A 21592-nucleotide genomic window follows, 5' to 3' on the forward strand; every position below is an offset into this window, starting at 1 on the left:
CCCTCGGTCAGGGTGATCCGAATCAGATCGTCGCCGTGTCGATCACGAACCGGTACCGCACATCGCTGTCCAGCACCCGCTTGTACGCCTCGTTGATCTGGTCCGCGCTGATCACCTCGATCTCGGCGCCGAAGCCGTGCACCGCGCAGAAGTCCAGCATCTCCTGGGTCTCGGCGATGCCGCCGATCATCGAGCCGGCGAGGGTCTTGTTGCCGCCGATGAGCGAGAACAGGTTCAGGGCGACGGGCTCTTCCGGGGCGCCCACGTTCACCAGGGCGCCGCCCGTCCTGAGCAGGCTGAGGTAGGCGCCGAAGTCCAGCGGCGCGGACACCGTGGAGAGGATCAGGTCGAAGGAGCCGGCGAGCTCCTCGAACGTCTTCGGGTCACTGGTCGCGTAGTAGTGGTCGGCGCCCAGCTTCAGCCCGTCGTCCTTCTTGCGCAGGGACTGGGAGAGGACGGTGACCTCGGCGCCGAGCGCGTGCGCGATCTTGACGCCCATGTGGCCGAGACCGCCCAGGCCGATCACGGCGACCTTCTTGCCCGGGCCCGCGCCCCAGTGCTTGAGGGGCGAGTACGTGGTGATGCCCGCGCACAGCAGCGGCGCGGCGACGTCCAGGGACAGGCCGTCGGGGATGCGGACGACGAAGTTCTCGTCGACGACGACCTTCTCCGAGTAGCCGCCGTAGGTGGGCTCGCCGTCCTTGCCGATGGCGTTGTACGTGCCGACCGAGCCGCCGGTGCAGTGCTGCTCCAGGCCCGCCTTGCAGTTGTCGCACTCACGGCAGGAGTCGACCAGGCAGCCGACGCCCACGCGGTCGCCGACCTGGTACTTCGTGACGCCCGGACCGACCTCGGAGACGATGCCGGCGATCTCGTGGCCGGGGACCATCGGGAAGATCGCCTTGCCCCAGCCCTCGTGGGCCTGGTGGATGTCGGAGTGGCAGATGCCCGCGAACTTGATGTCGATCAGCACGTCGTGCTCGCGGACGGCACGGCGCTCGATGGTGGTGCGCTCCAGCGGAGCCTTGGCGGAGGGGGCTGCGTATGCGGCGACGGAGGTCATGCCGGGGTTCTCCTAGAGGGGGTTTCACGCCCGGCTGCCTTCTGACGTCGTGTTGTCCGGCCGGGCATGGCATTCAGCCTGCTGGAATGCGCCGGAGTCACCCAGACCTCGGTTGTGCGTACGTCCGCTGGTCCTACCACTGGCGGGGTCAGGCTCGTGCGCGTATGACCGGGAATACTTGAGGCATGGACGAAAAGCCCGAATCCGTGACGGGAGCCACAGCCCCTCCCGGTACCGGCCCCGGAACGGGCCCCGGTACCGGTACCGGCCTGGACCGGCGGGCCGAGCTCAGCGAGTTTCTGCCCCCCCGCCGCGCCCGGCTGAAGCCGGAGGACCTCGGGCTGCCGGACTTCGGGCGGCACCGCAGGGTGCCGGGGCTGCGGAGGGAGGAGCTGGCGCAGCTGGCCGGTGTGTCCGTGGCGTACTACACGCGCCTGGAGCAGGGCAACGGGCGGAACGTCTCGGCGGAGGTCCTCGACGCGATCGCACGGGCGCTGCGGCTGAGCGACGCCGAGCACGCGCACCTCATGCATCTGGCGAAGCCGAAGCAGCACAAGAAGAAGCCGACGACGCGTATGGAGCAGGTGCGGCCGGCCCTGGCGCAGCTGCTGGACTCGATCAACGACGTGCCCGCGTACATAACGGGCCGGCGCTCGGACATCCTCGCCTGGAACCGGATGGCGGCGGCGCTCTTCGGCGACTGGGCGGAACTGCCGGAGCGGGAGCGGAACTGGGCGCGGTTGGTGTTTCTCCGGCCCGAGTACCGCGATCTGTTCGTGGAGTGGGACCAGAAGGCGTCCGACATGGTCAGCTTGCTGCGCATGGACGCGGGCTGCCATCCGGACGATCCGCGGCTGTCCGCCCTCGTCGGCGAACTCTCCGTCAAGAGCGAGGAGTTCCGCCACCTGTGGGCCAGGCACGACGTCAAGGAGAAGACCTACGGCGTCAAGCACCTCCGGCATCCGCTGGTGGGCGAGCTGACCTTGAACTTCGAGTCGTTCCGCCTCACCGACGGCACGGAGCAGGGCCTGGTCACGTACCACGCGGAGCCGGGGTCGCCGTCGGCGGAGGCGTTGCGGTTGCTGGCCAGCTGGGGCGCGGATGCGGCGAAGGCGGGGGCTGGGACTGGCACGGGGTCCGGGGCCGGGACGGGGTCGGGGACCTCGGAGGCGTAGGCCGGTATGCGCGCGTGCGGGTCAGCCCGCGCGGCCCTCGATCGCCACGGCGACGTCATCCAGATCCTTGGCGACGGCCTTGCTCACCGCTCGTGCGCCCACTCCGCCCAGAAGCTTGGCGAGCAGGCCGGTGACACCGCCGGAGGTCACGCCCGTGAACGTCATCCGGACCGTCGTCGCCGACGGGCCGTCCGGCCGCAGCTGCCACTCCGAGACGTAGTGGGTGCCATGTGACTCGGCCTCCACCACATAACGCTCGGGCGGTTCGCTGGCGGTCACCCACATCTCCTCGGTGGCTTCCTTCCCGAACATGCGCCGCGTCTCGCGCCACCGTGTACCGACGCCGAAGGCGCCGGGCGTGAGGACCTCGACGCGGGTGACTCCACTGAGCATGTGCGGCATGCCCCCCAGGTCGGTCAAAGCCTCCCACACGGGCCCTTGGCCTGCGGCGATACTCCGCTCCACGACGACGCTTCTGCTGGTCATGCCCTCCATGAAAGCAGCAGGGTCCGACAATCGCGCGCCCACTTCGACCAGGGTGCCCCGCCCTCCCGGCCACAGGTGTCACAGGCCGGCTGGATGGGCGGAGAGCCATTCGGCGTGCCGGGCGCGCATCTCGTCGCGCTCCGCGGGCGTGGTGAGGACGACGTCCGCGCCGCCGTCGTACGGATGATGGATACGACGAAGTTCCGTGTCGGTGATGAACACCTCGACGAGCGCCTCGTCGGCGACGGCGCGCAGCAGGCCATCGGCACATCCGTGCCGCCACGGCCGCCGATCTGCGTAGAGGCGCGTGTGGGTGTGCAACTCCGGATCCAGATCCAGATCCGGGTCCTCCCGGTTCGCTTCGGTCCACCAGCGGACGCCGTCGGGATGAAGTTCCTGTCGCGGTGTCGGATAGCCCGCGGGGCCGTCCTGTGTGTACGACCAGTCCATGGTCACGACGAACACGTCCAGGCCCGTGAACAGTTCGTCCAGGACCGTGTTGTAGCGCTCCAGCACGATCCCGTACTCGTCCTCGGACTCCGGATAGCGCTTCGAGCCCGGAAGACTGTGGAAGCGCACCCAGCGATCCGCGTAGGTGCCGCGAAAGGTGTGGGCGACGGGCGGGCCCGACGGCCGTCGGTCCCGCCACAGCGCTGCCAACCGCGTCGGTGTGACGCCAGTGCTCACCCGTCGGCCTCGGCGACACCGATCGGGCAGGAGACGCCGGTGCCGCCGATCCCGCAGTATCCCGCCGGGTTCTTGTCGAGGTACTGCTGGTGATACCCCTCCGCCGGGTAGAAGGTCCGCCCCTCCGCCGGCAGGATCTCCGTGGTGATCGTGCCGTACCCCGAGCCCGTCAGGACCTTCTGGTACGACTCCCGGGACGCCTCGGCCGCCTTCGCCTGTTCCGGGGTGTGCGGGTAGATCGCCGAGCGGTACTGCGTGCCGACGTCGTTGCCCTGGCGGAAGCCCTGGGTGGGGTCGTGGGCCTCCCAGAAGGTCTTCAGGAGACGCTCGTACGAGATCACGCTCGGGTCGAAGACCACGCGGACGACCTCCGTGTGGCCGGTCAGGCCCGAGCAGACCTCCTCGTAGGTGGGGTGCTCGGTGTGGCCGCCCTGGTAGCCGACCAAGGTCGTCCACACGCCCGCCGGGAGCTGCCAGAACTTGCGCTCGGCGCCCCAGAAGCAGCCCAGCCCGAAGTCGGCGACCTCCAGGCCCTCCGGGTAGGGGCCGAGGAGCGGGTTGCCGAGGACCGTGTGGCGGTCGGGGACGGAGAAGGCCGGTTCCGGACGGCCCTGAAGCGCCTGCTCGGGGGTGGGCAGGACGGGCGTACGGCCGAAGAGCATGAGGGTTCCTTCCTCGCGGGCGACACGGACCTCGCGGGCCGGGGCACAGGCTGCGGTACGGCGGCGGGGGCACTCGGGGTGCTCCCCGCCGGGCGGTACCCCCTTCAACGTACGGCCGGGCCCTCAGATTCCGCTCTGCGCCTTCGCCACCTGCGTCAGTGCGGCAGCGTCGCCGGGCTGCCGCCGTTGGCCTCGTAGCCCGCCACCGCCAGCGCGCGGTAGACCGCGAACTCCGCGGCCGGGTCGGGGGAGAGCGTCCAGGGGAGGGCGCCGACGTGGCCGTCGACGTGTATCAGCTGGTTCATGGCCTCCGCCCAGCGCTCGCCACGGACCAGGAAGAAGACCAGCAGGTGGCGTACGTGCGCCAGCATCGGGTCGTCGTGGCGGGCCGCGCCCACCGCGAACAGCGCGCCGTGGATCGCCTTCGTCACGACCTCGCTCTGGTAGAAGCCGCTGACCAGGTTCACCTCCGGCAGGTGCTCGAAGACCGCGAAGAGCGGCATCGCGGCGAGGAGGGAGCCCTGGGGCGCGCGGGCCGCCGCCGCTTCCGCGAAGTCGTACGCCAGCTGGCGTGAGCCGTGCCACTTCTCGCACCAGTAGTGCAGGGCCGCCAGGTGTGCGCCCATGTGGGCCGGGGCCCGGTCCAGGATCTTCAGCCAGAGCTGCTCGAACTCCGGGCGGGGGTAGGCCAGTCCGCGGGCCACCGACAGCTCGATGATGTACGGGATCGGGTCACCGGGGGCCAGCAGCGCCGCGTCCCCGCAGGCCGACTTCGCCTCCTCCATGATGATCCGGAACTCGTCCGTGCCGGGCGTCGCCGTCCGCCACGCCTGCTGGACCAGGAACTCCGCGTGGACGGCCGCCCCGCCTGCGTCCTTGGGCTGCTCGGTGCGCCACACCCGCAGCCACTGGCCGCCCGGCGACTCACTGACCCCGCCCGGCCGCCGCTGGAGCTCCAGCGACGCGGCACCGGCGAAGGCCTGCACGCGCTGCCAGCGCAGCTCGCCCTCCGTCTCGGTGCCGGCGAGCAGCTGGGACGCCGCCTTGTAGTCCTGCGTGCGCTGTACCAGGTCCAGGACGTCCAGCAGGTCCTGGTCGGGGCCGGGCATGCGGATGTCCAGCTCCTCCTGGCGTACGAAGCCGTAGTTCGCCGGGTCCGCGGCGTCCGGGTGTCCAGGCGGGACCTGCTCGATCATGGCCCGCCTGCGCCGCATGAACGGCAGCACCACGAAGCCGATCATTACCAGCGCGATCAGGACCCAGAGAATCTCCATGCCTCCAGCGTTCCAGACGCCTCTGACAATTGGCCAACGGGTGCCTCCGGCGGTTGGGCGGGTGGGGTGCCTGCGGTGGCCTGGTGCCGGTGGGTGGGGGTGCGCGTCTGCGCCTGCGGCGGCTTGGTGCCGGTGGGTGGGGGTGCGCGTTTATGCCTGCGGCGCCTGTGCGGGTCCGGTGGGGGTTCGCGTAGCGCCTGAGGGTTTCGTTGTGGGGCGGGGCCGCGTCGGGGGGTGTCCGTCCTCGGTCCGGTGGTGGGCCTTGCGCCAGAGGTGCTGTTTCTTGACACCGGACTCTGCGGGCGGACACCCCCCGACGCGGCCCCTCGCCGCCGTACGCGGCTGCGGGCTCGTGGTGTGCTCTGGAGCTCCGGGCGCATCCGGCTCGTTCGCGGACTACGCTCGGGGGCCATGAGCGACAGGCACATCAGTCAGCACTTCGAGACCCTCGCGATCCACGCGGGCAACACCGCCGATCCCCTCACCGGGGCGGTCGTCCCGCCGATCTACCAGGTCTCGACCTACAAGCAGGACGGCGTGGGCGGGCTGCGCGGTGGCTACGAGTACAGCCGTAGCGCCAACCCGACCAGGACCGCCCTCGAAGAGAACCTCGCCGCCCTGGAGGGTGGCCGCCGCGGGCTCGCGTTCGCGTCCGGACTGGCGGCCGAGGACTGCCTGTTGCGTACGCTGCTCAGCCCCGGCGACCACGTGGTCATCCCCAATGACGCGTACGGCGGCACGTTCCGGCTGTTCGCGAAGGTCGTCGCACGGTGGGGGGTGGAGTGGTCGGTCGCCGACACCAGCGACGCGTCCGCCGTGCGGGCCGCCATCACCCCGAAGACCAAGGTCGTCTGGGTGGAGACCCCCTCCAACCCGCTGCTCGGTATCACCGACATCGCCGCCGTCGCGCAGGTCGCCCGGGACGCCGGCGCGAAGCTCGTCGTCGACAACACCTTCGCCACGCCGTATCTCCAGCAGCCGCTGTCCCTCGGCGCGGACGTGGTGGTGCACTCGCTGACCAAGTACATGGGTGGTCACTCGGATGTCGTGGGTGGCGCTCTGATCGTCGGTGACTCGGACCTGGGCGACGAACTGGCCTACCACCAGAACGCGATGGGCGCGGTCGCCGGGCCCTTCGACTCCTGGCTGGTGCTGCGCGGCGCCAAGACGCTTTCGGTGCGCATGGACCGGCACAGTGAGAACGCCACGAAGATCGCCGACATGCTCACCCGGCACGCGCGCGTGACCCGCGTTCTGTACCCGGGCCTGCCCGACCACCCCGGTCACGAGGTCGCCGCCAAGCAGATGAAGTCGTTCGGCGGCATGGTCTCCTTCCAGGTCACCGGCGGTGAGGAGGCGGCTGTCGAGGTCTGCAATCGCGCCAAGGTGTTCACGCTCGGCGAGTCCCTGGGCGGTGTCGAGTCGCTCATCGAGCACCCGGGGCGTATGACCCACGCCTCCGTGGCCGGGTCGGCTCTGGAAGTTCCCGGAGACCTCGTCCGCCTCTCCGTGGGCATCGAGAACGTCGACGACCTCATCGAGGACCTCCAGCAGGCCCTCGGCTAGGCCCGGGGCTCACCAGCCCATCAGGGGTGGAGTCGTCTCCGACGGCGGCTCCACCCACGGGCGGGCCGTCACCGCCCACACCACGAACGCCACCGTCGCGGCGAACAGCAGCAGCCACATCAGCCGTACGGCGACCCTCCTGCGGCGCAGCATGCGGCCACCGCGCCTGACGGCCTCCGCGTACAGCTCCGGCGGCACCGTCGCCGGAGCGCGCTCCATGATCTGTCGTGCGGCCGCTTCCCGTTGGGGGCGGTTCACGGCGACACCGCCTTCGCGTCCAGCACGGCCGGCGTGGCCCGCCTCGGCGGATGCAGCAGTGTTGCCGTCGCCCGGTCGCAGATCGTGTGGACGCGCTCCAGGGGCAGACCGAGCAGGGCCGCGGCCTGTTCCTCGGCGACCCCCTCGTACAGCCGCAGGACCAGGATCAGGCGTTCCTGCGGGGAGAGGCGGGCGAGCGGGCTGGCGGGGTGGGGGCGGGACCGGCCGAGGGCGCCCAAGCCGCCGTACTGGTGCCAGGCGGCCCGGGAGAAGCGGGTGGCCAGGTACGCGCGGGCGCGGTCGTACGGGTCCTCGCCGCGCAGCCGGTCCCAGCACGCGTACGTGTGCGCGAGGGACAGGGTCAGCAGGCGCCGCGCGCGCGGGTTGTCGTCCGGCGGCTCCGCGGTGAGCAGCGTGGCGGCATGCAGCAGTCGCCCTGCCGCGCCCGCGACGAACGCCTCGAACTCCCGGGCCCGGCGGGCGTCCTGGGCCACACGCCGTCGTTCCACCGTCCCCTCCTGCCTGAGCGCGCCCCCTGATGAACGCGTCGGTCGCGCACGAGAGGGGACCCGGTTTCATAGGAGGCCAGCGGAGGCCCGGGGTCAAGAGCCGGGAGCGGATCGCGCGGCCGGGCGTGGGTTCCGGCATTCGAGCCCGGTCGGGGCCGGGGGGGGCTGGGGGCGGCAGCCTCAGGGAGAGCCCCGTCCCTCAGGACGCCGCCGGTGTCTCGGCGCCCGAGATTCCCTGCGCCGCCATCCGTGCGGAGAGCGCCGTGTTGAAGCGGGTGAGGAGCGTGCAGAACGCCTCACGCTCCTCCGGCTCCCAGTCGTGCGTCAGCTCGGCCATCAACTGGCGTCGGGACGAGCGCACTTCCTCCAGTCGCGACTGCCCGCGCGGGGACAGCTGGAGCACCACCGCCCGCCCGTCCTCGGGGTGCGAGGTGCGCTTGACGAGCCCCGTGTCGACGAGCGGTGCCACCTGCCGGGTGACCGTCGACGAGTCGATCCCCATGCTCGCGGCGAGCGCCTTGACGCCCATGGGGCCTTCCTTGTCGAGGCGGTTGAGCAGCAGGTATGCGGCGCGGTCCATGGAGTTGCGCACCTGACCCACGCCGCCGAGCCGGGTCTGTTCGGCACGCCGGGCGAAGACCGCCACCTCGTGTTGCAGCGTGTCGAGGAGACCGCTGTCGGCGACGGTCGTCATGTCCATCGACATTTCAGGTGTTGTGGGCATGGCCGGAGGCTCACTTCATGAAGGGGGTGCTGGGTTGGGGGACAGGGTACGCGGCCCGGACGCGGGGTGTACCGGCGCTGCGCAAACCCATCTCGGTGCTTGGTCACAACAGGGCCTTGCGCCTGTGAACTGCGAGACTTGTGTCATGAGCTACAGCACGGCTGACTCCTTGCCTCCCGTCACGCTCGACGACGTACGGGGCGCCCAGAAGATGCTGACGGGCGTGGCGCGGGTGACGGCGATGGAGGGCAGCAGGCACCTGTCCCAGCTGGTGGGCGCGCCGGTGCACTTCAAGTGCGAGAACCTCCAGCGGACGGGATCGTTCAAGCTGCGCGGCGCGTATGTGCGGATCGCCGGGCTGCTGCCGGAGGAGCGGGCCGCGGGGGTCGTGGCCGCCAGTGCCGGCAATCACGCGCAGGGCGTCGCGCTGGCGTCGTCGCTGCTCGGCGTGGGCTCGACCGTGTTCATGCCGAAGGGCGCCCCGCTGCCGAAGATCAGCGCCACCAGGGACTACGGGGCCGAGGTGCGGCTGCATGGTCAGGTGGTCGACGAGACGCTCGCCGCGGCCCAGGAGTACGCCGCCGAGACGGGCGCGGTGTTCATCCACCCCTTCGACCACCCCGACATCATCGCCGGCCAGGGCACCGTCGGCCTGGAGATCCTGGAGCAGTGCCCGGAGGTGCGGACGATCGTCGTCGGCATCGGTGGGGGAGGGCTCGCGGCGGGTATCGCGATGGCGGTGAAGACGCTGCGGCCCGACGTGCGGATCGTGGGTGTGCAGGCGGCGGGCGCCGCGGCGTACCCGCCCTCACTGGCGGCCGGGCACCCGGTCGCGGTCGACAACCCGGTGACGATGGCCGACGGGATCAAGGTCGGCCGGCCCGGTGACGTGCCGTTCCGGATCATCGGGGACCTGGTGGACGAGGTCCGCACGGTCACCGAGGACGAGCTGGCCACGGCCCTGCTGCTGTGCCTGGAGCGGGCCAAGCTGGTCGTCGAACCGGCCGGGGCGAGCCCCGTCGCGGCGCTGCTGAGCGACCCGGGATCCTTCGAGGGGCCGGTCGTCGCGGTGCTGTCCGGCGGCAACGTCGATCCGGTGCTGTTGCAGGGCGTCCTGCGGCACGGCATGGCCGCGCAGGGCCGCTACCTGGCCGTACGGCTGCGGCTGACGGACCGGCCGGGCGCGCTCGCCACGCTTCTCGGGGTGTTGTCGGCGGTGGACGCCAACGTCCTCGATGTGAGCCATGTGCGGACCGACCCGCGGCTCGGGCTCACGGAGGCGGAGGTCGAGCTGCACCTGGAGACGAAGGGCCGTGCGCACTGCGTCGAGGTCGGCCAGGCCCTGCGCGAGGCGGGCTACACGGTCATCGGCTGAGGCACGGGCTCCTCTTGTCACTCGTTCGGGCAACTCTGTTGAGAGACGCGATACATCGCGTTATGGTGTGTCTCGTGATTCCGCCTCCCAGCGGAATGAAAAGTGCAAACCTAGGCTTTCCGAAGTTTCCCCGACGACGTGGAGATTCATATGCCAGGCGCCATCTATGCCGAAGGCCTGGTGAAGACCTTCGGTGACGTAAGGGCTCTGGACGGCGTCGACCTCGATGTTCCCGAGGGCACGGTCCTGGGCCTGCTCGGGCCGAACGGCGCGGGCAAGACGACCACCGTCCGCTGCCTGACGACCCTGCTGCGCCCCGACAGTGGCTCGGCGGTCGTCGCGGGTATCGACGTCCTCAAGCATCCCGACGCTGTGCGCCGCTCCATCGGCCTGTCCGGTCAGTTCGCGGCTGTCGACGAGTACCTCACCGGCCGCGAGAACCTTCAGATGGTCGGGCAGCTCTACCAGATGAAGGCGAAGCCGGCGAAGGCCCGAGCGGACGAACTGCTGGCGCAGTTCGACCTCGCCGACGCCGCCGATCGCCCCACGAAGACCTACTCCGGCGGCATGCGGCGCCGCCTGGACCTGGCGGCCGCCCTGGTCGTCTCCCCGCCTGTGATGTTCATGGACGAACCGACGACCGGCCTCGACCCCCGCAACCGGCAGATGCTGTGGGATGTCATAAAGCGGCTGGTCTCGGGCGGTACGACCCTGCTGCTGACCACCCAGTACCTCGAAGAGGCCGACCATCTCGCGCACGACATCGCGGTCGTCGACCACGGCCGTGTCATCGCGCAGGGCACCTCCGACCAGCTCAAGGCCCGCACCGGCGGAGAGCGCGTCGAGGTCGTGGTGCACGAACGCGACGACATCCAGCCGGCCTCAGAGGTGCTGCGCGGCTTCGGCAAGGGGGACACGACGGTCGAGGAGCACATGCGCAAACTCACCGTCCCCGTGACCGGAGGTGCCAAGCTCCTCGCCGAGGTCATCCGTGAACTCGACACCCGTGGCATCGAGATCGACGACATCGGCCTGCGCCGCCCGACCCTGGACGACGTGTTCCTGTCCCTGACGGGACACCTGGCCGAGGCCAAGGACGAGGAGAACGGCAAGGAGGCCGTCAAATGAGTGCCCTCACCGACGCCGTGCGGGTCGCGCCGAGCACCAACCCGGTCAGTCAGTCCTTCCGGGACTCGATGGTCGTCGCGAAGCGCAACCTGATCCGGATGTCCCGGATCCCCGAGATGATCATCTACGGGCTCATCCAGCCGATCATGTTCGTGGTGCTGTTCACCTACGTCTTCGGCGGATCCATGCAGATCGGAAGCAGCACCAGCGCCGTCGACTACAAGAACTTCCTGATGGCGGGCATCTTCGCGCAGACCGTCACGTTCGCCACCGCCAGCTCCGGCGCGGGCATCGCCGACGACATGCACAAGGGGCTCATCGACCGCTTCCGCTCGCTGCCCATGGCGAGAGGCGCGGTGCTCACCGGGCGTACCTTCGCCGACCTCGTCCAGACCGCGCTGACCCTGGTCGTCCTGGCCGTGGTCGCCCTGCTGGTCGGCTGGCGCGTCGGGTCGGACGGCAGCACCGACGCCGGCCGGGTGCTGGGGGCCTTCGGACTGCTGCTCCTGCTCGGTTACGCGTTCACCTGGATCGGCGCCCTGATCGGCATGTCCGTCCGTACGCCCGAGGCGGCCACGTCCAGCGGACTGATCTGGCTCTTCCCTGTCACCTTCATCTCGAACGCGTTCGTGGACACCAGCCATATGACCCCGTGGCTGCGGCACGTCGCCGACTGGAACCCCTTCAGCGCCACGGTCCAGGCGTGCCGTGAGCTCTTCGCCAACCCCGGGGTCTCACCCTCGGACGCCTGGCCCATGCAGCACCCGGTGTGGGCCTCACTGATCTACTCGGTCCTGATCATCCTCGTCTTCCGTACCCTGGCGGTTCGGAAGTACCGCTCCGCCACCGCATGACAAGACCCCCGGCGCCGAGGGGCAGCCGGGGGTTCGTCACGGTAGGGCGGGCCCGCTGGGCCCTGCCGGTCCTGAGGGCTGGGTCAGCCGTTGTAGGGCTCGGCCTTGAGGATCTTCACCGAGGCCGTCTTGCCGTTCGGCAGCTCGTACTGGGCGTCCTCGCCGACCTTGTGGCCGATCACGCCCGAGCCCAGCGGGGACTGCGGCGAGTACGTCTCGACGTCGGAACTCGCGTACTCGCGCGAGGCGAGCAGGAAGGTCATCGTGTCGTCCTCGTCGCCGTCGAAGGCGATCGTCACGACCATGCCGGGCGCGACCGCACCGTCCGCCGACGCCGGCGCTTCGCCGACCTTGGCGTTGTCCAGGAGCTGGGTCAGCTGGCGCACTCGGAGCTCCTGCTTGCCCTGCTCCTCCTTGGCCGCGTGGTACCCGCCGTTCTCGCGCAGGTCGCCCTCCTCGCGCGCGGCCGCGATCTTGGCGGCGATCTCAGTGCGCGCAGGACCAGACAGGTACTCCAGCTCGGCCTTGAGCTGGTTGTACGCCTCCTGGGTCAGCCAGGTGACGTTCTCGCTGGTCTGGGTCACAGGTGCTCCTCGTAGGTACTGGGAATACAAAGCATCGCCCTACCCAGAAGGATGTTCCTTCACGGATGGGCGAAACCACGAGCCTAACAATTCAATGGCCGAAGGGGGAGGACATAAGCCATCAGAATCACGTCAACGCAGGTCAGCGGCTATGTATTCCGGACACGACCGGTCGGGAGTGACCAAGGGCGGTCGATTCTGGTCAGCATGATCAGCCGATGTGATCGGGCTGTGTGATCGGGCCGTGTGATCAGTCGGTGTGATCAGTCTGTGTGGCAGCCGAGCAGTTCGGCCGTCGTCCCCTGGGACGTCGTACGCAGCGTGACGACCTTGTCGATCCGCGTGGCGTCGCCGTCGAAGCGGAAGTCGGCCCGGCCCACCTCGGCGCCGCTCTCCGCCTGGGAGCGCAGCGTGCAGTAGCCGGAGACGCCGGCGTCCTTGCGGACCTCCAGATGCACCTTCACCGAGTCCTTGCCGGCGTCGAACTCGATGACCTCGGCGCTGATCTTGTTCTGGCCGATGTAGTGATAGGCGAAGTAGCCGATCAGGGCCAGCAGCACCGCCCCGAGGACGGCGCCGACGACCTTGAGCGTGCGGTCGGCGCGCTCGTCCGAGGAGCGGCCGTAGCGGCTCTCGGGCAGCCGCGTGCTCGCCGTACTCATGATCGTCCTCTCGGCCGGGGCGGGACGGATGTCCCGAAACGGGGCCTCCGAGCCGTACCCCGGAATTATCCGCCCCCCGATTCGGTCACTATAGAAGCCGCCGATCGCACCGGCCCACGCCGGGGCGCCGACTACGAGGATTGAGTCTTGACTGACCAGCTGCGACTGATGGCCGTGCACGCCCACCCCGACGACGAGTCGAGCAAGGGCGCGGCCACCATGGCGAAGTACGTGTCCGAGGGGGTGGACGTGCTGGTCGTGACCTGCACGGGCGGGGAGCGCGGCTCCATCCTCAATCCGAAGCTCCAGGGCGACAAGTACGTCGAGGAGCACATCCACGAGGTACGCAAGAAAGAGATGGACGAGGCCCGCGAGATCCTCGGGGTCAAGCAGGAGTGGCTCGGTTTCGTCGACTCAGGTCTGCCCGAGGGCGACCCGCTGCCCCCGCTCCCCGAGGGCTGCTTCGCCCTGGAGGACGTCGACAAGGCGGCCGGTGAGCTGGTGAAGCAGATCCGCTCCTTCCGTCCCCAGGTGATCACCACCTACGACGAGAACGGCGGCTACCCGCATCCCGACCACATCATGACCCACAAGATCTCGATGGTGGCGTTCGAGGGAGCGGCGGACACCGAGAAGTACCCGGAGGCGGAGTACGGCCCCGCGTATCAGCCGCGGAAGCTCTACTACAACCAGGGCTTCAACCGCCCCCGCACCGAGGCGCTGCACCAGGCCATGCTCGACCGCGGCCTGGAGTCCCCCTACGGGGACTGGCTCAAGCGCTGGGACGAGTTCGGCATGAAGCAGCGCACGCTGACCACGCACGTCCCGTGCGGCGACTTCTATGAGATCCGCGACAAGGCCCTGATCGCGCACGCCACCCAGATCGACCCCGACGGCGGCTGGTTCCGCGTTCCGCTGGAGCTCCAGCGGGAGGTCTGGCCGACGGAGGAGTACGAGCTGGCGAAGTCCCTCGTCGATACCTCCCTCCCCGAGGACGACCTCTTTGCGGGCATCCGCGACAATGCCTGACATGAGCGCAAGCGCAAGCCTGGCAATGACACAGCTCGCCACCCTCGCCAAGGAGGTGGACGAGGACAAGGTCACCCCCGGCGTCCTCGGCTTCATCGTCTTCGCGGTGATGGCACTGGCGGTCTGGGGCCTGATGAAGTCCATGAACCGCCACATGAGCAAGGTCGACTTCAAGGAGGCCGCGGATCCCGGGGCGGGGGCCTCCGGCGACGGTGCCGACGCCGACGCGGCGGGCGCGGACGCGAAGCGCTGACCACAGGCGCTGACCGCGCGGCAACGCGGTGACGGCATGATTCGGTGATGCCCGGGGGCATCGGGGAGTCATGCCGTATCGCCCGCCTGCCTCACCTCGGGCCCCGCCCGGCCGAACCTCTCCCGCACCACCGGTGCTCAGGGCTCGGGCACGAACTCCGCCGCGGCCCAGAGTTCGGTGAACTGGCTGACGCGGTCGTCGACGTGCTCCGGCTCCGCCCTCAGCCGGGTGCCGTCCGGGGCGGACTGGAGGTCCGGCATGGTCTCGAAGCACAGTTCGCCGTCGAAGACGATGAAGTCGTCCACCCGGGTGTGTGACTCCATCAGCGAGCGCACCGCGATCCGCGCTTCGATGCCATGCCTGCGGTGGTCCTCGCACAGCGCTGTGAGTTCCGGCGTGACCTCGTCCGGTTCCCGCACGACGAACAGGCGCCGGATCGCCACTCCCCGCCGCTTCACCGCCTTCTCCTGCGCGGTGAGGTACCGCTGGCCGGGCCCGCTGGACCAGAACTCCCGGTCCACGGAGGTGCTGGTGGCGTCGAGGGTCATCTTGACGCAGTCGGTGAGGTCGATCAGCCACTCGTGGTTCTCGCCGGAGGCGTCCATGCTGCCGCCGCCCAGGCCCTCCAGCGTCCTCGCGAGACGGCGCAGCTCCCTCTCGGCGAAGGCCTGCACGATGTCGCCGCCCTGTTCACGGACCTTCGTGTAGCCGAGAAACAGCCGCGTCACCTCCTCGGAGCGGAGCACCGAACCGTCGACCCGGCTGAACAGCTCGGCCGCGGCGCAGATCTCGGCGAGGCGCCGGTCGACCGTCTCGAACCGCTGCTCGAAGTCCCTCAGGTACTGCACGATCAGTGCCACGCCGCCACTGACGAGGGATGCCGTCCACGGCCACGTCCGGGTCGCGTCCTCGGTCAGGGCGAGCGTCAGGAAGAACGCGCCCGTCGCCACGAACGCCGTGACCAGCGCCTTGCGCAACGCCGTCGACCGGTGTCGCCCCCGGAACGGTGCCGTGCCCTGGACTTCCCCTGCCGTACGTCCGTCCACGTCGGTTCCCCCCGGCCGGATACCTTGTTCGCGCCGCTCCTCGCCCCTGCGCCGCGTCGGAGGGCGAGGCCCTCTCATCGAGGCGAAGCCGAGGTCGGCACTCCCATGACCTCTCGGGCATGCCGGTTCGGCACCATCCCCAACCGCCAAGCCTGCCAGCCGGCTTCCAGGTCCACGCCTCGTTCCAGCAACAACAGATAGGCCTCGACGAAGTCGTCCAGCTTCCCGTCCCGAAGCGCGTGCCTGCCCCGCGCCAGCTGCGTCAGCTCCTCCTGCGCCACAGCCGTCCCGACCTCGACGCCGCCCGGCGCCGCGTACGGCAGCAGCGTGCAGCGCAGGAAGCGCGCCCAGTCCTCGCCTCTTCGGTCGCCGTACGACGAGAACAACGCCACCGCGTCGTCGCACAGCGTCAGTGCCTGCTGGGTACGGGCGTTCCCGGCGTCCACCACCGCGAGCTCGAGGCACGTCCACGCCTCCCCGTGGGCGACGCCGATGCGCTGGAAGTTGGCGCGGGCGTCCACGAGGAGCTGGCGGGCGAAGCCGGAGTTCTTCAGCGAGCCGGTCTGGGCGGCCCGCTGGTCCCGGGTCACGCGGGCCGAGTGGTGCCGGGCGCAGGCGAGGCCGTAGACGTCCTGGATGCGGGAGAACATCGTGCGGGAGCGCTCCAGCTCGCGCACCGCCACATCCAGGTTGCCCGTCTCCTCCAGGGCCTGGCCCAGGTAGTAGACGGACCAGGCCTCGCCGCGCGCGTCCTCGTTGTCGCGATGCCGGGCGGCCGCCTGGCGCAGACCGTCCACCGCCGGGGACGGGTCGCCGGCGACCAGGCGCGCGCGGGCCAGCTGGGTCAGCGCCCAGGCCTCCCCGCGGGCGTCGCGCGTACGGCCGTACAGCTCCAGGGCCTGGCGCAGCTCCGACTCCGCGCGCGGGACGTCGCCCATGCGCAGCCCGAGCTGGCCGAGCTGGAAGTGGGCCCACGCCTCGCCGTGCACCGACTCGCCGGCGCGGTGCAGGACCAGGGACTCGGTCAGCAGGTCCATCGACTCCGACACCCGGCCCCGGTCCCGCTCCACGGCCGCCAGCGCGTGCATCGTCCAGGCGCGGTCGGTCGACAGCTGGGGAGCCGACTGGAGGTCCAGGGCCGCACGGAGCTTGGCCACGGCCTCGGTGAGGTTGCCCTGGTGGTGGAGGGTGATGCCGAGGGAGCAGAGCGCGCGGGCCGCCCCCGCGTCGTGGTGGGCCTCCATATAGAGGTCGACCACCGAGGTCAGGGTCGTGCGGGCCTTGTCCAGCTCGCCGAGCTGACGGGCCGCGATGCCCGTACGCCACTGCACCGAGCGCACCAGCAGGCCCTGGTCCACGGCCTGGGCCAGTTCGCTGATCTCGCCGAGGCGGTAGAGGTCGCCCCGCAGCAGGCAGTAGTCGCACAGGGCGCCCAGCAGGTTCAGGACCGCCGCCTGGTTGGCGTCCTCCGCGTGCCTGAGCGCGGCCGTGATGAAGCTGGACTCGTCGTCCAGCCAGCGCAGCGCGTCGTCCAGCGAGGTGAACCCGTGCGGGCTGAAGCGGTCCGAGCGGGTCGACATGTTGCCGTCGACCAGGCGCAGAACGGACTCCGCGAGGTCGGCGTAGTTCACGATCAGCCGCTCCTGCGCCGCCGTACGCTCCGCGGCCTCCTCCTCGTCCAGGAGACGGGCGTGGGCGAAGGCGCGGACCAGGTCGTGGAGGCGGTAGCGGTTGCCGCGCACATGGTCGATCAGGCCGGACCGGGACAGGGCCACCAGGTGGCGCGTCGCCTCCGCCTCGTCCGTGGCCAGAAGCGCCGCCGCCGCTGCCGCGCCCAGCGAGGCACGGCCCGCCAGGGCCAGCCTGCGCAGCAGACGCCGCGCCGCCTCCGACTGGTCGGTGTAGCGAAGCCACAGCACCCGCTCGACCGGCTCCACCGGGCCGTACGCGCCGAGGTCCGTCGCCAGCGTGCGCGGTGACCGCGGGCCCAGCGACGAGCCCGCGATACGCAGCGCCAGCGGCAGCCCGCCGCACAACTGCCGGATCAGGTCGGCGGATTCGGCGTCGTAGGGACTGGAGGAATCCTGTGCCGCCGAGCTGAGCAGCTCCTCCGCGCCCGCCGCGTCCAGCGGCTCCACCGGCAGCTGGTGCACCCAGGCGGCGAGATCCGCGGGCAGGTCGAGGGGCTCCCGGGCGGTGACCAGGACCAGGCTGTCGGAGCGCTCGGGGACGAGGGTGCGGACCTGCGCCGCGTCCGAGGCGTCGTCCAGTACGACGGTGACCGGGAGGCCGGTGAGGTGCTGGTGGTACAGCTCGCTCAGCCGCTTGACCTGCTGGTCGGTCGAGGAACGCTCGCGGAACAGGAGCTGCTCACGGGGGGCGCCCAAACGGTTCAGCAGATGCAGGAGCGCGTCTCTCGTCGACAGCGGCGCCTCCTCCGTCGTGTCGCCCCGCAGATCCACCACGCACGCGCCGCGGAACTGGTCCTTCAGGTCGTGGGCCGCGCGGACCGCCAGTGCCGTACGACCCCCGCCGGGCGGCCCGTGCAGGACGACAACCGTCGGCTTCGTCTCCGTGCTCGCCCGCGCCGCCTGGACCCACTGCCGGATGCGGGCCATCTCCTGTCGGCGACCCGCGAACGGGCCCGTCGGCGCCGGGAGTTGACCGAACGACTGCTCCAGCGCGTTCCGGCCGCGGGCCGCCGCGCTCTTGTCCGCGCCCTTCAGCCGCCGCCCGGTCTGCTTCGGGCCGGTGGACGCGCTCAGCACCCGCTGCTGGTCGAGGAACGGACGGATGCCCCGTACCTCCAGCGCCGTCAGCCACTGCAGCCGCAGCTGTTCCGGGCCGCCGGGCTGGCTGACGGCGCCCGCACGGTGGTGCGCGGCGGGCAGATGCGTGCCGGCCACCTTCACGACCGTCGCCGCCGCGCCGACGACACCGACGGTCACACCCGCGCCCACGGCCGTCCCCGCGCCGGTGCCGAGCGCCAGGTCGGACACGGCGGCCGCGACCGCGGCGACGCCCGCCACCATCAGCGGCGTACCGCCGCCCTCCCTCGCGAACCGCTGCCCGAACGTGAGCCGGCCGGCCTCCGCCTCGTCCAGCGCGCGCGTGTACGCCTCGTACTCCTCGGCCGCCGCCTGCGCCATGGCATCGAGCGCCCCGCGCGCCCGCGACAGCAGCACCGGCCCGTCGATCCGCCCGCCCGAACGCCGGACTTCCTCCTCCACGGCCCGGGCCAACAGCCGCTCGGCATCGGCCCGATGACTGTCCCGCATGTCACGTCCCCCTCCGGCGGCAACGGTGTTCTTGGTCAAGTGTGCTGTGGATGGGGTGTTGTTGGGGAGAGGGCCGGGGTCCCCTGGGGGCCGCGAGGGGTTTTGGCTATGGTGATCGCGCACACGAACGGGAACCACGGGGGAGAGCATGAGCTGGGCGAACAACGGGCCGGCGGGTCCACCGCAGGGACAGCCGTACGGTCCGCCGCAGACCCCGCCCCCGCAGGGTCCCCACCAGCCCCACCAGCCCCGCTGGGCCTGGTGGGTCATCGGGATCGTCATCCCGGTCGTGGGCATCCTGATCACGATCCTGGTGAGCAGGCCGGGGGCTTCGGACGACAAGAGCGCGGAGGAGACGACGACGCCCGCACAGTCGTCCGCATCCACCGGTTCGACCGACCGGGCCGACCAGGAGCAGCAGCCCACCCCGACGAAAAGCGCTTCCGCCGCCAAGCCGCTGTACGGGCCGGTCGAGGTGGCGGACGACATCACCGACGCGGGGTTCTACCTTGAACTGGACACGTCGAAACCGGTCGTGGTGAGCTCCAAGGGCGCGGACGTCATCTTCTCGGCGTCCATCGGCGACCCCGGTCTGACCGTCCCGGGATCCGCTTCCAACCTGGCCCCGTGGCCCGACCCCGAAGCCGTCCCGACGGCCGCGGAATGCCTCCAGAGCGTGGAACGCAACGGCAGCTATTCGGCGTACGTGAAGGCGGGCGACGGCTTCTGCCTGCGGACGAGCGAGGGCCGCGTCGCCTACCTCGACGTCATCAGCGCACCCGACCGGGGCACCGGGAAACTCAAGGTCACCGTATGGGAGACGCCTGACGTCTGACCGGCGGGGTACTGCGGCAGGATGGACCCCATGCCGAACCGACTGGCTCACGAGACGTCCCCCTACCTGCTCCAGCACGCGGACAACCCCGTCGACTGGTGGCCGTGGTCGGCCGAAGCCTTCGACGAGGCCCGCAAGAGCGGCAAACCGGTCCTGCTCAGCGTCGGCTACAGCAGCTGCCACTGGTGCCATGTGATGGCTCACGAGTCGTTCGAGGACCAGGAGACGGCCGACTACCTCAACGCCCACTACGTCAACATCAAGGTCGACCGCGAAGAACGCCCCGACGTCGACGCCGTCTACATGGAGGCCGTCCAGGCCGCCACCGGCCAGGGCGGCTGGCCCATGACCGTCTTCCTCACCCCGGACGCCGAGCCCTTCTACTTCGGCACCTACTTCCCGCCCGCCCCCCGGCACGGCATGCCGTCCTTCCGGCAGGTGCTGGAGGGCGTGCGCAGCGCCTGGGTGGACCGGCGGGACGAGGTCGCCGACGTCGCGGGGAAGATCACCCGGGATCTCGCCGAGCGGGAGATCTCCTACGGCGGTACCGAGGCACCCGGCGAGGAGGAGCTGGCCAAGGCGCTGCTCGGGCTGACGCGGGAGTACGACCCGCAGCGCGGCGGATTCGGGGGCGCGCCCAAGTTCCCGCCGTCCATGGTGATCGAGTTCCTGCTGCGGCACCATGCGCGGACCGGCGCCGAGGGCGCGCTGCAGATGGCTCAGGACACCTGCGAGCGCATGGCCCGGGGCGGTATCTACGACCAGCTCGGCGGTGGGTTCGCGCGCTACTCCGTCGACCGTGACTGGGTCGTGCCGCACTTCGAGAAGATGCTGTACGACAACGCCCTGCTGTGCCGCGTGTACGCCCACCTGTGGCGCGCCACCGGCTCCGAGCTCGCGCGCCGTGTCGCTCTGGAGACCGCCGACTTCATGGTGCGGGAACTGCGCACCGACGAGGGCGGGTTCGCCTCCGCGCTGGATGCCGACAGCGACGACGGGACGGGCCGGCACGTCGAGGGCGCGTACTACGTGTGGACGCCGGAGCAGCTGCGCGAGGTACTCGGCGACGAGGACGCCGAACTCGCCGCCCGGCACTTCGGCGTCACCGAGGAGGGCACCTTCGAGGAGGGTTCGTCGGTGCTTCAACTCCCGCAGCAGGACGGTCTGTTCGACGCCGAGAAGATCACCTCGATCCACGAGCGGCTGCTCCGGCACCGCGGCACGCGCCCCGCGCCCGGCCGGGACGACAAGATCGTCGCAGCCTGGAACGGCCTCGCGATCGCCGCCCTCGCCGAGACCGGCGCCTACTTCGACCGCCCGGACCTCGTGGAGGCCGCCCTCGGGGCCGGCGACCTGCTCGTTCGGCTGCACCTCGACGACCACGCGCGCCTCGCCCGTACCAGCAAGGACGGCAAGGCCGGCGCCAACGCGGGTGTGCTGGAGGACTACGGCGATGTCGCCGAGGGCTTCCTCGCGCTCGCGTCCGTCACGGGTGAGGGCGTCTGGCTGGAGTTCGCCGGGTTCCTGCTCGACCACGTCCTCGCCCGCTTCACCGACGCGGAGTCCGGCGCCCTCTACGACACGGCCGCCGACGCCGAGCAACTGATCCGCCGCCCCCAGGACCCCACCGACAACGCCGCCCCCTCCGGCTGGAGCGCGGCGGCCGGCGCACTGCTGAGCTATGCCGCCCAGACCGGCGCGGAGCCCCATCGCGCCGCCGCCGAGAAGGCGCTGGGCGTGGTCAAGGCCCTCGGCCCGCGTGTGCCCCGCTTCATCGGCTGGGGGCTGGCCGTCGCCGAGGCCAACCTCGACGGGCCCCGCGAGGTCGCGATCGTCGGACCGGGCCTTGACGACAAGGCCACGAGGGCCCTGCACCGTACGGCACTTCTGGGCACCGCCCCCGGCGCCGTCGTCGCCGTCGGGACGCCGGACAGTGACGAGCTTCCGCTTCTCGCCGACCGCCCGCTGGTCGGCGGTGAACCGGCCGCGTATGTCTGCCGTAACTTCACCTGTGACGCCCCGACGACCGATCCTGAGCGGCTGCGCACGTCACTGAGCGGCTGAGGGGTCGAGGGAGGACCGGAAAGCGGAAGCGGAGGGCGTGGGTTCCGCATGCCCAAATTGGGCGTGTGTTCGGATAGATC

General features: G+C 70.6%; 21 protein-coding genes. 9 read left to right on the forward strand and 12 right to left on the reverse strand.

The annotated features are described in order from the left end of the window. Window positions 1–22 precede the first annotated feature (22 nt). On the reverse strand, window positions 23–1063 hold the full coding sequence (locus ADK36_RS31490; protein ID WP_048586978.1) for an NAD(P)-dependent alcohol dehydrogenase: 1041 nt from the start codon (window positions 1061–1063) through the stop codon (window positions 23–25). Between the two features lie 185 nt (window positions 1064–1248). Between ADK36_RS31490 and ADK36_RS31495 the strand changes: the two genes are divergently transcribed. Continuing rightward, window positions 1249–2238 carry a helix-turn-helix domain-containing protein gene (locus ADK36_RS31495; protein WP_078916762.1) on the forward strand — a complete coding sequence of 330 codons (990 nt, stop codon included), beginning with the start codon at window positions 1249–1251 and terminating at the stop codon, window positions 2236–2238. 21 nt (window positions 2239–2259) lie between these two features. On the opposite strand, the gene ADK36_RS31500 is transcribed toward ADK36_RS31495, so the two are convergent. From ADK36_RS31500 to ADK36_RS31515, 4 genes are all read right to left on the reverse strand, one after another. Then, window positions 2260–2724, reverse strand: a complete 465-nt coding sequence (locus tag ADK36_RS31500) for an SRPBCC family protein (protein WP_048586979.1) — start codon at window positions 2722–2724, stop codon at window positions 2260–2262. Between the two features lie 78 nt (window positions 2725–2802). Further along, window positions 2803–3411 (reverse strand): DUF3885 domain-containing protein, encoded by a 609-nt coding sequence (locus ADK36_RS31505; protein WP_234329948.1) that lies wholly within the window; start codon window positions 3409–3411, stop codon window positions 2803–2805. After that, window positions 3408–4073 carry a peptide-methionine (S)-S-oxide reductase MsrA gene (msrA, locus tag ADK36_RS31510; protein ID WP_048586981.1) on the reverse strand — a complete coding sequence of 222 codons (666 nt, stop codon included), beginning with the start codon at window positions 4071–4073 and terminating at the stop codon, window positions 3408–3410. Before msrA ends, ADK36_RS31505 begins: the two co-directional genes overlap by 4 nt. Before the next feature lie 155 nt (window positions 4074–4228). Further along, complete coding sequence (locus ADK36_RS31515) at window positions 4229–5347, reverse strand: hypothetical protein (protein ID WP_048586982.1); 1119 nt, start codon at window positions 5345–5347, stop codon at window positions 4229–4231. 411 nt (window positions 5348–5758) lie between these two features. Between ADK36_RS31515 and ADK36_RS31520 the strand changes: the two genes are divergently transcribed. Beyond that, a complete protein-coding gene (locus ADK36_RS31520) occupies window positions 5759–6913 on the forward strand; it encodes a cystathionine gamma-synthase (protein ID WP_048586155.1) in 1155 nt (384 codons plus the stop codon). A gap of 9 nt (window positions 6914–6922) precedes the next feature. Here the strand turns inward: ADK36_RS31520 and ADK36_RS50595 are convergent, their stop codons facing one another. The 3 genes from ADK36_RS50595 to ADK36_RS31535 all read right to left on the reverse strand — a co-directional run bounded on the left by ADK36_RS50595 (window position 6923) and on the right by ADK36_RS31535 (window position 8386). After that, window positions 6923–7171: a hypothetical protein gene (locus ADK36_RS50595; protein ID WP_048586156.1), complete on the reverse strand. Its 249-nt coding sequence runs from the start codon at window positions 7169–7171 to the stop codon at window positions 6923–6925. Continuing rightward, window positions 7168–7680 (reverse strand): sigma factor-like helix-turn-helix DNA-binding protein, encoded by a 513-nt coding sequence (locus tag ADK36_RS48285; RefSeq protein ID WP_048586157.1) that lies wholly within the window; start codon window positions 7678–7680, stop codon window positions 7168–7170. Before ADK36_RS48285 ends, ADK36_RS50595 begins: the two co-directional genes overlap by 4 nt. A gap of 199 nt (window positions 7681–7879) precedes the next feature. Then, entirely contained in the window at window positions 7880–8386 is a 507-nt protein-coding gene (locus ADK36_RS31535) for a MarR family winged helix-turn-helix transcriptional regulator (RefSeq protein ID WP_078916655.1), read from the reverse strand. 163 nt (window positions 8387–8549) lie between these two features. Here ADK36_RS31535 and ilvA point away from each other — a divergent pair, with 163 nt between their 5' ends. The 3 genes from ilvA to ADK36_RS31550 all read left to right on the forward strand — a co-directional run bounded on the left by ilvA (window position 8550) and on the right by ADK36_RS31550 (window position 11761). Beyond that, window positions 8550–9779, forward strand: a complete 1230-nt coding sequence (ilvA, locus tag ADK36_RS31540) for a threonine ammonia-lyase (RefSeq protein ID WP_048586158.1) — start codon at window positions 8550–8552, stop codon at window positions 9777–9779. Between the two features lie 150 nt (window positions 9780–9929). Then, the gene (locus ADK36_RS31545) at window positions 9930–10907 is read left to right on the forward strand and encodes an ATP-binding cassette domain-containing protein (protein ID WP_048586159.1); all 978 of its coding nucleotides are present in this window, start codon (window positions 9930–9932) and stop codon (window positions 10905–10907) included. Then, window positions 10904–11761: an ABC transporter permease gene (locus ADK36_RS31550; RefSeq protein ID WP_048586160.1), complete on the forward strand. Its 858-nt coding sequence runs from the start codon at window positions 10904–10906 to the stop codon at window positions 11759–11761. The genes ADK36_RS31545 and ADK36_RS31550 overlap by 4 nt, the downstream gene beginning before the upstream one ends. Window positions 11762–11844: 83 nt before the next feature. Here the strand turns inward: ADK36_RS31550 and greA are convergent, their stop codons facing one another. Further along, on the reverse strand, window positions 11845–12345 hold the full coding sequence (gene greA / locus ADK36_RS31555) for a transcription elongation factor GreA (RefSeq protein ID WP_048586161.1): 501 nt from the start codon (window positions 12343–12345) through the stop codon (window positions 11845–11847). A 263-nt stretch (window positions 12346–12608) separates the two neighbouring features. Then, window positions 12609–13007, reverse strand: a complete 399-nt coding sequence (locus ADK36_RS31560; protein ID WP_048586162.1) for a DUF4307 domain-containing protein — start codon at window positions 13005–13007, stop codon at window positions 12609–12611. 168 nt (window positions 13008–13175) lie between these two features. Between ADK36_RS31560 and mca the strand changes: the two genes are divergently transcribed. Both mca and ADK36_RS31570 read left to right on the forward strand, forming a co-directional pair. Beyond that, window positions 13176–14036 (forward strand): mycothiol conjugate amidase Mca, encoded by an 861-nt coding sequence (mca, locus tag ADK36_RS31565; protein WP_048586191.1) that lies wholly within the window; start codon window positions 13176–13178, stop codon window positions 14034–14036. Next, window positions 14029–14289, forward strand: coding sequence for a hypothetical protein (locus tag ADK36_RS31570; protein ID WP_078916656.1), 261 nt, complete (start codon window positions 14029–14031; stop codon window positions 14287–14289). The genes mca and ADK36_RS31570 overlap by 8 nt, the downstream gene beginning before the upstream one ends. 137 nt (window positions 14290–14426) lie before the next feature. Here ADK36_RS31570 and ADK36_RS31575 read toward each other — a convergent pair whose 3' ends face one another. Then, a complete protein-coding gene (locus ADK36_RS31575; protein WP_063784554.1) occupies window positions 14427–15335 on the reverse strand; it encodes a DUF6879 family protein in 909 nt (302 codons plus the stop codon). Between the two features lie 74 nt (window positions 15336–15409). Next, window positions 15410–18613 carry a tetratricopeptide repeat protein gene (locus tag ADK36_RS31580; RefSeq protein WP_048586165.1) on the reverse strand — a complete coding sequence of 1068 codons (3204 nt, stop codon included), beginning with the start codon at window positions 18611–18613 and terminating at the stop codon, window positions 15410–15412. Window positions 18614–18761: 148 nt separating this feature from the next. Between ADK36_RS31580 and ADK36_RS31585 the strand changes: the two genes are divergently transcribed. Both ADK36_RS31585 and ADK36_RS31590 read left to right on the forward strand, forming a co-directional pair. After that, the gene (locus ADK36_RS31585) at window positions 18762–19448 is read left to right on the forward strand and encodes a hypothetical protein (protein ID WP_053199936.1); all 687 of its coding nucleotides are present in this window, start codon (window positions 18762–18764) and stop codon (window positions 19446–19448) included. A 30-nt stretch (window positions 19449–19478) separates the two neighbouring features. Further along, a complete protein-coding gene (locus tag ADK36_RS31590; protein ID WP_048586167.1) occupies window positions 19479–21512 on the forward strand; it encodes a thioredoxin domain-containing protein in 2034 nt (677 codons plus the stop codon). The last annotated feature ends 80 nt before the right edge of the window (window positions 21513–21592 follow it).

Source organism: Streptomyces viridochromogenes (genome assembly GCF_001270495.1).
GTDB classification, from domain to species: Bacteria; Actinomycetota; Actinomycetes; order Streptomycetales; family Streptomycetaceae; genus Streptomyces; species Streptomyces viridochromogenes_A.

Coding starts and splice junctions, on each gene's coding strand:
- ADK36_RS31490 (WP_048586978.1), bottom strand. CDS start 1,063: ATGACCTCCGTCGCCGCATACGCAGCCCCCTCCGCCAAGGCTCCGCTG.
- ADK36_RS31495 (WP_078916762.1), top strand. CDS start 1,249: ATGGACGAAAAGCCCGAATCCGTGACGGGAGCCACAGCCCCTCCCGGT.
- ADK36_RS31500 (WP_048586979.1), bottom strand. CDS start 2,724: ATGACCAGCAGAAGCGTCGTCGTGGAGCGGAGTATCGCCGCAGGCCAA.
- msrA (WP_048586981.1), bottom strand. CDS start 4,073: ATGCTCTTCGGCCGTACGCCCGTCCTGCCCACCCCCGAGCAGGCGCTT.
- ADK36_RS31515 (WP_048586982.1), bottom strand. CDS start 5,347: ATGGAGATTCTCTGGGTCCTGATCGCGCTGGTAATGATCGGCTTCGTG.
- ADK36_RS31520 (WP_048586155.1), top strand. CDS start 5,759: ATGAGCGACAGGCACATCAGTCAGCACTTCGAGACCCTCGCGATCCAC.
- ADK36_RS31535 (WP_078916655.1), bottom strand. CDS start 8,386: ATGTCGATGGACATGACGACCGTCGCCGACAGCGGTCTCCTCGACACG.
- ilvA (WP_048586158.1), top strand. CDS start 8,550: ATGAGCTACAGCACGGCTGACTCCTTGCCTCCCGTCACGCTCGACGAC.
- ADK36_RS31545 (WP_048586159.1), top strand. CDS start 9,930: ATGCCAGGCGCCATCTATGCCGAAGGCCTGGTGAAGACCTTCGGTGAC.
- ADK36_RS31550 (WP_048586160.1), top strand. CDS start 10,904: ATGAGTGCCCTCACCGACGCCGTGCGGGTCGCGCCGAGCACCAACCCG.
- ADK36_RS31560 (WP_048586162.1), bottom strand. CDS start 13,007: ATGAGTACGGCGAGCACGCGGCTGCCCGAGAGCCGCTACGGCCGCTCC.
- mca (WP_048586191.1), top strand. CDS start 13,176: ATGGCCGTGCACGCCCACCCCGACGACGAGTCGAGCAAGGGCGCGGCC.
- ADK36_RS31570 (WP_078916656.1), top strand. CDS start 14,029: ATGCCTGACATGAGCGCAAGCGCAAGCCTGGCAATGACACAGCTCGCC.
- ADK36_RS31580 (WP_048586165.1), bottom strand. CDS start 18,613: ATGCGGGACAGTCATCGGGCCGATGCCGAGCGGCTGTTGGCCCGGGCC.
- ADK36_RS31585 (WP_053199936.1), top strand. CDS start 18,762: ATGAGCTGGGCGAACAACGGGCCGGCGGGTCCACCGCAGGGACAGCCG.
- ADK36_RS31590 (WP_048586167.1), top strand. CDS start 19,479: ATGCCGAACCGACTGGCTCACGAGACGTCCCCCTACCTGCTCCAGCAC.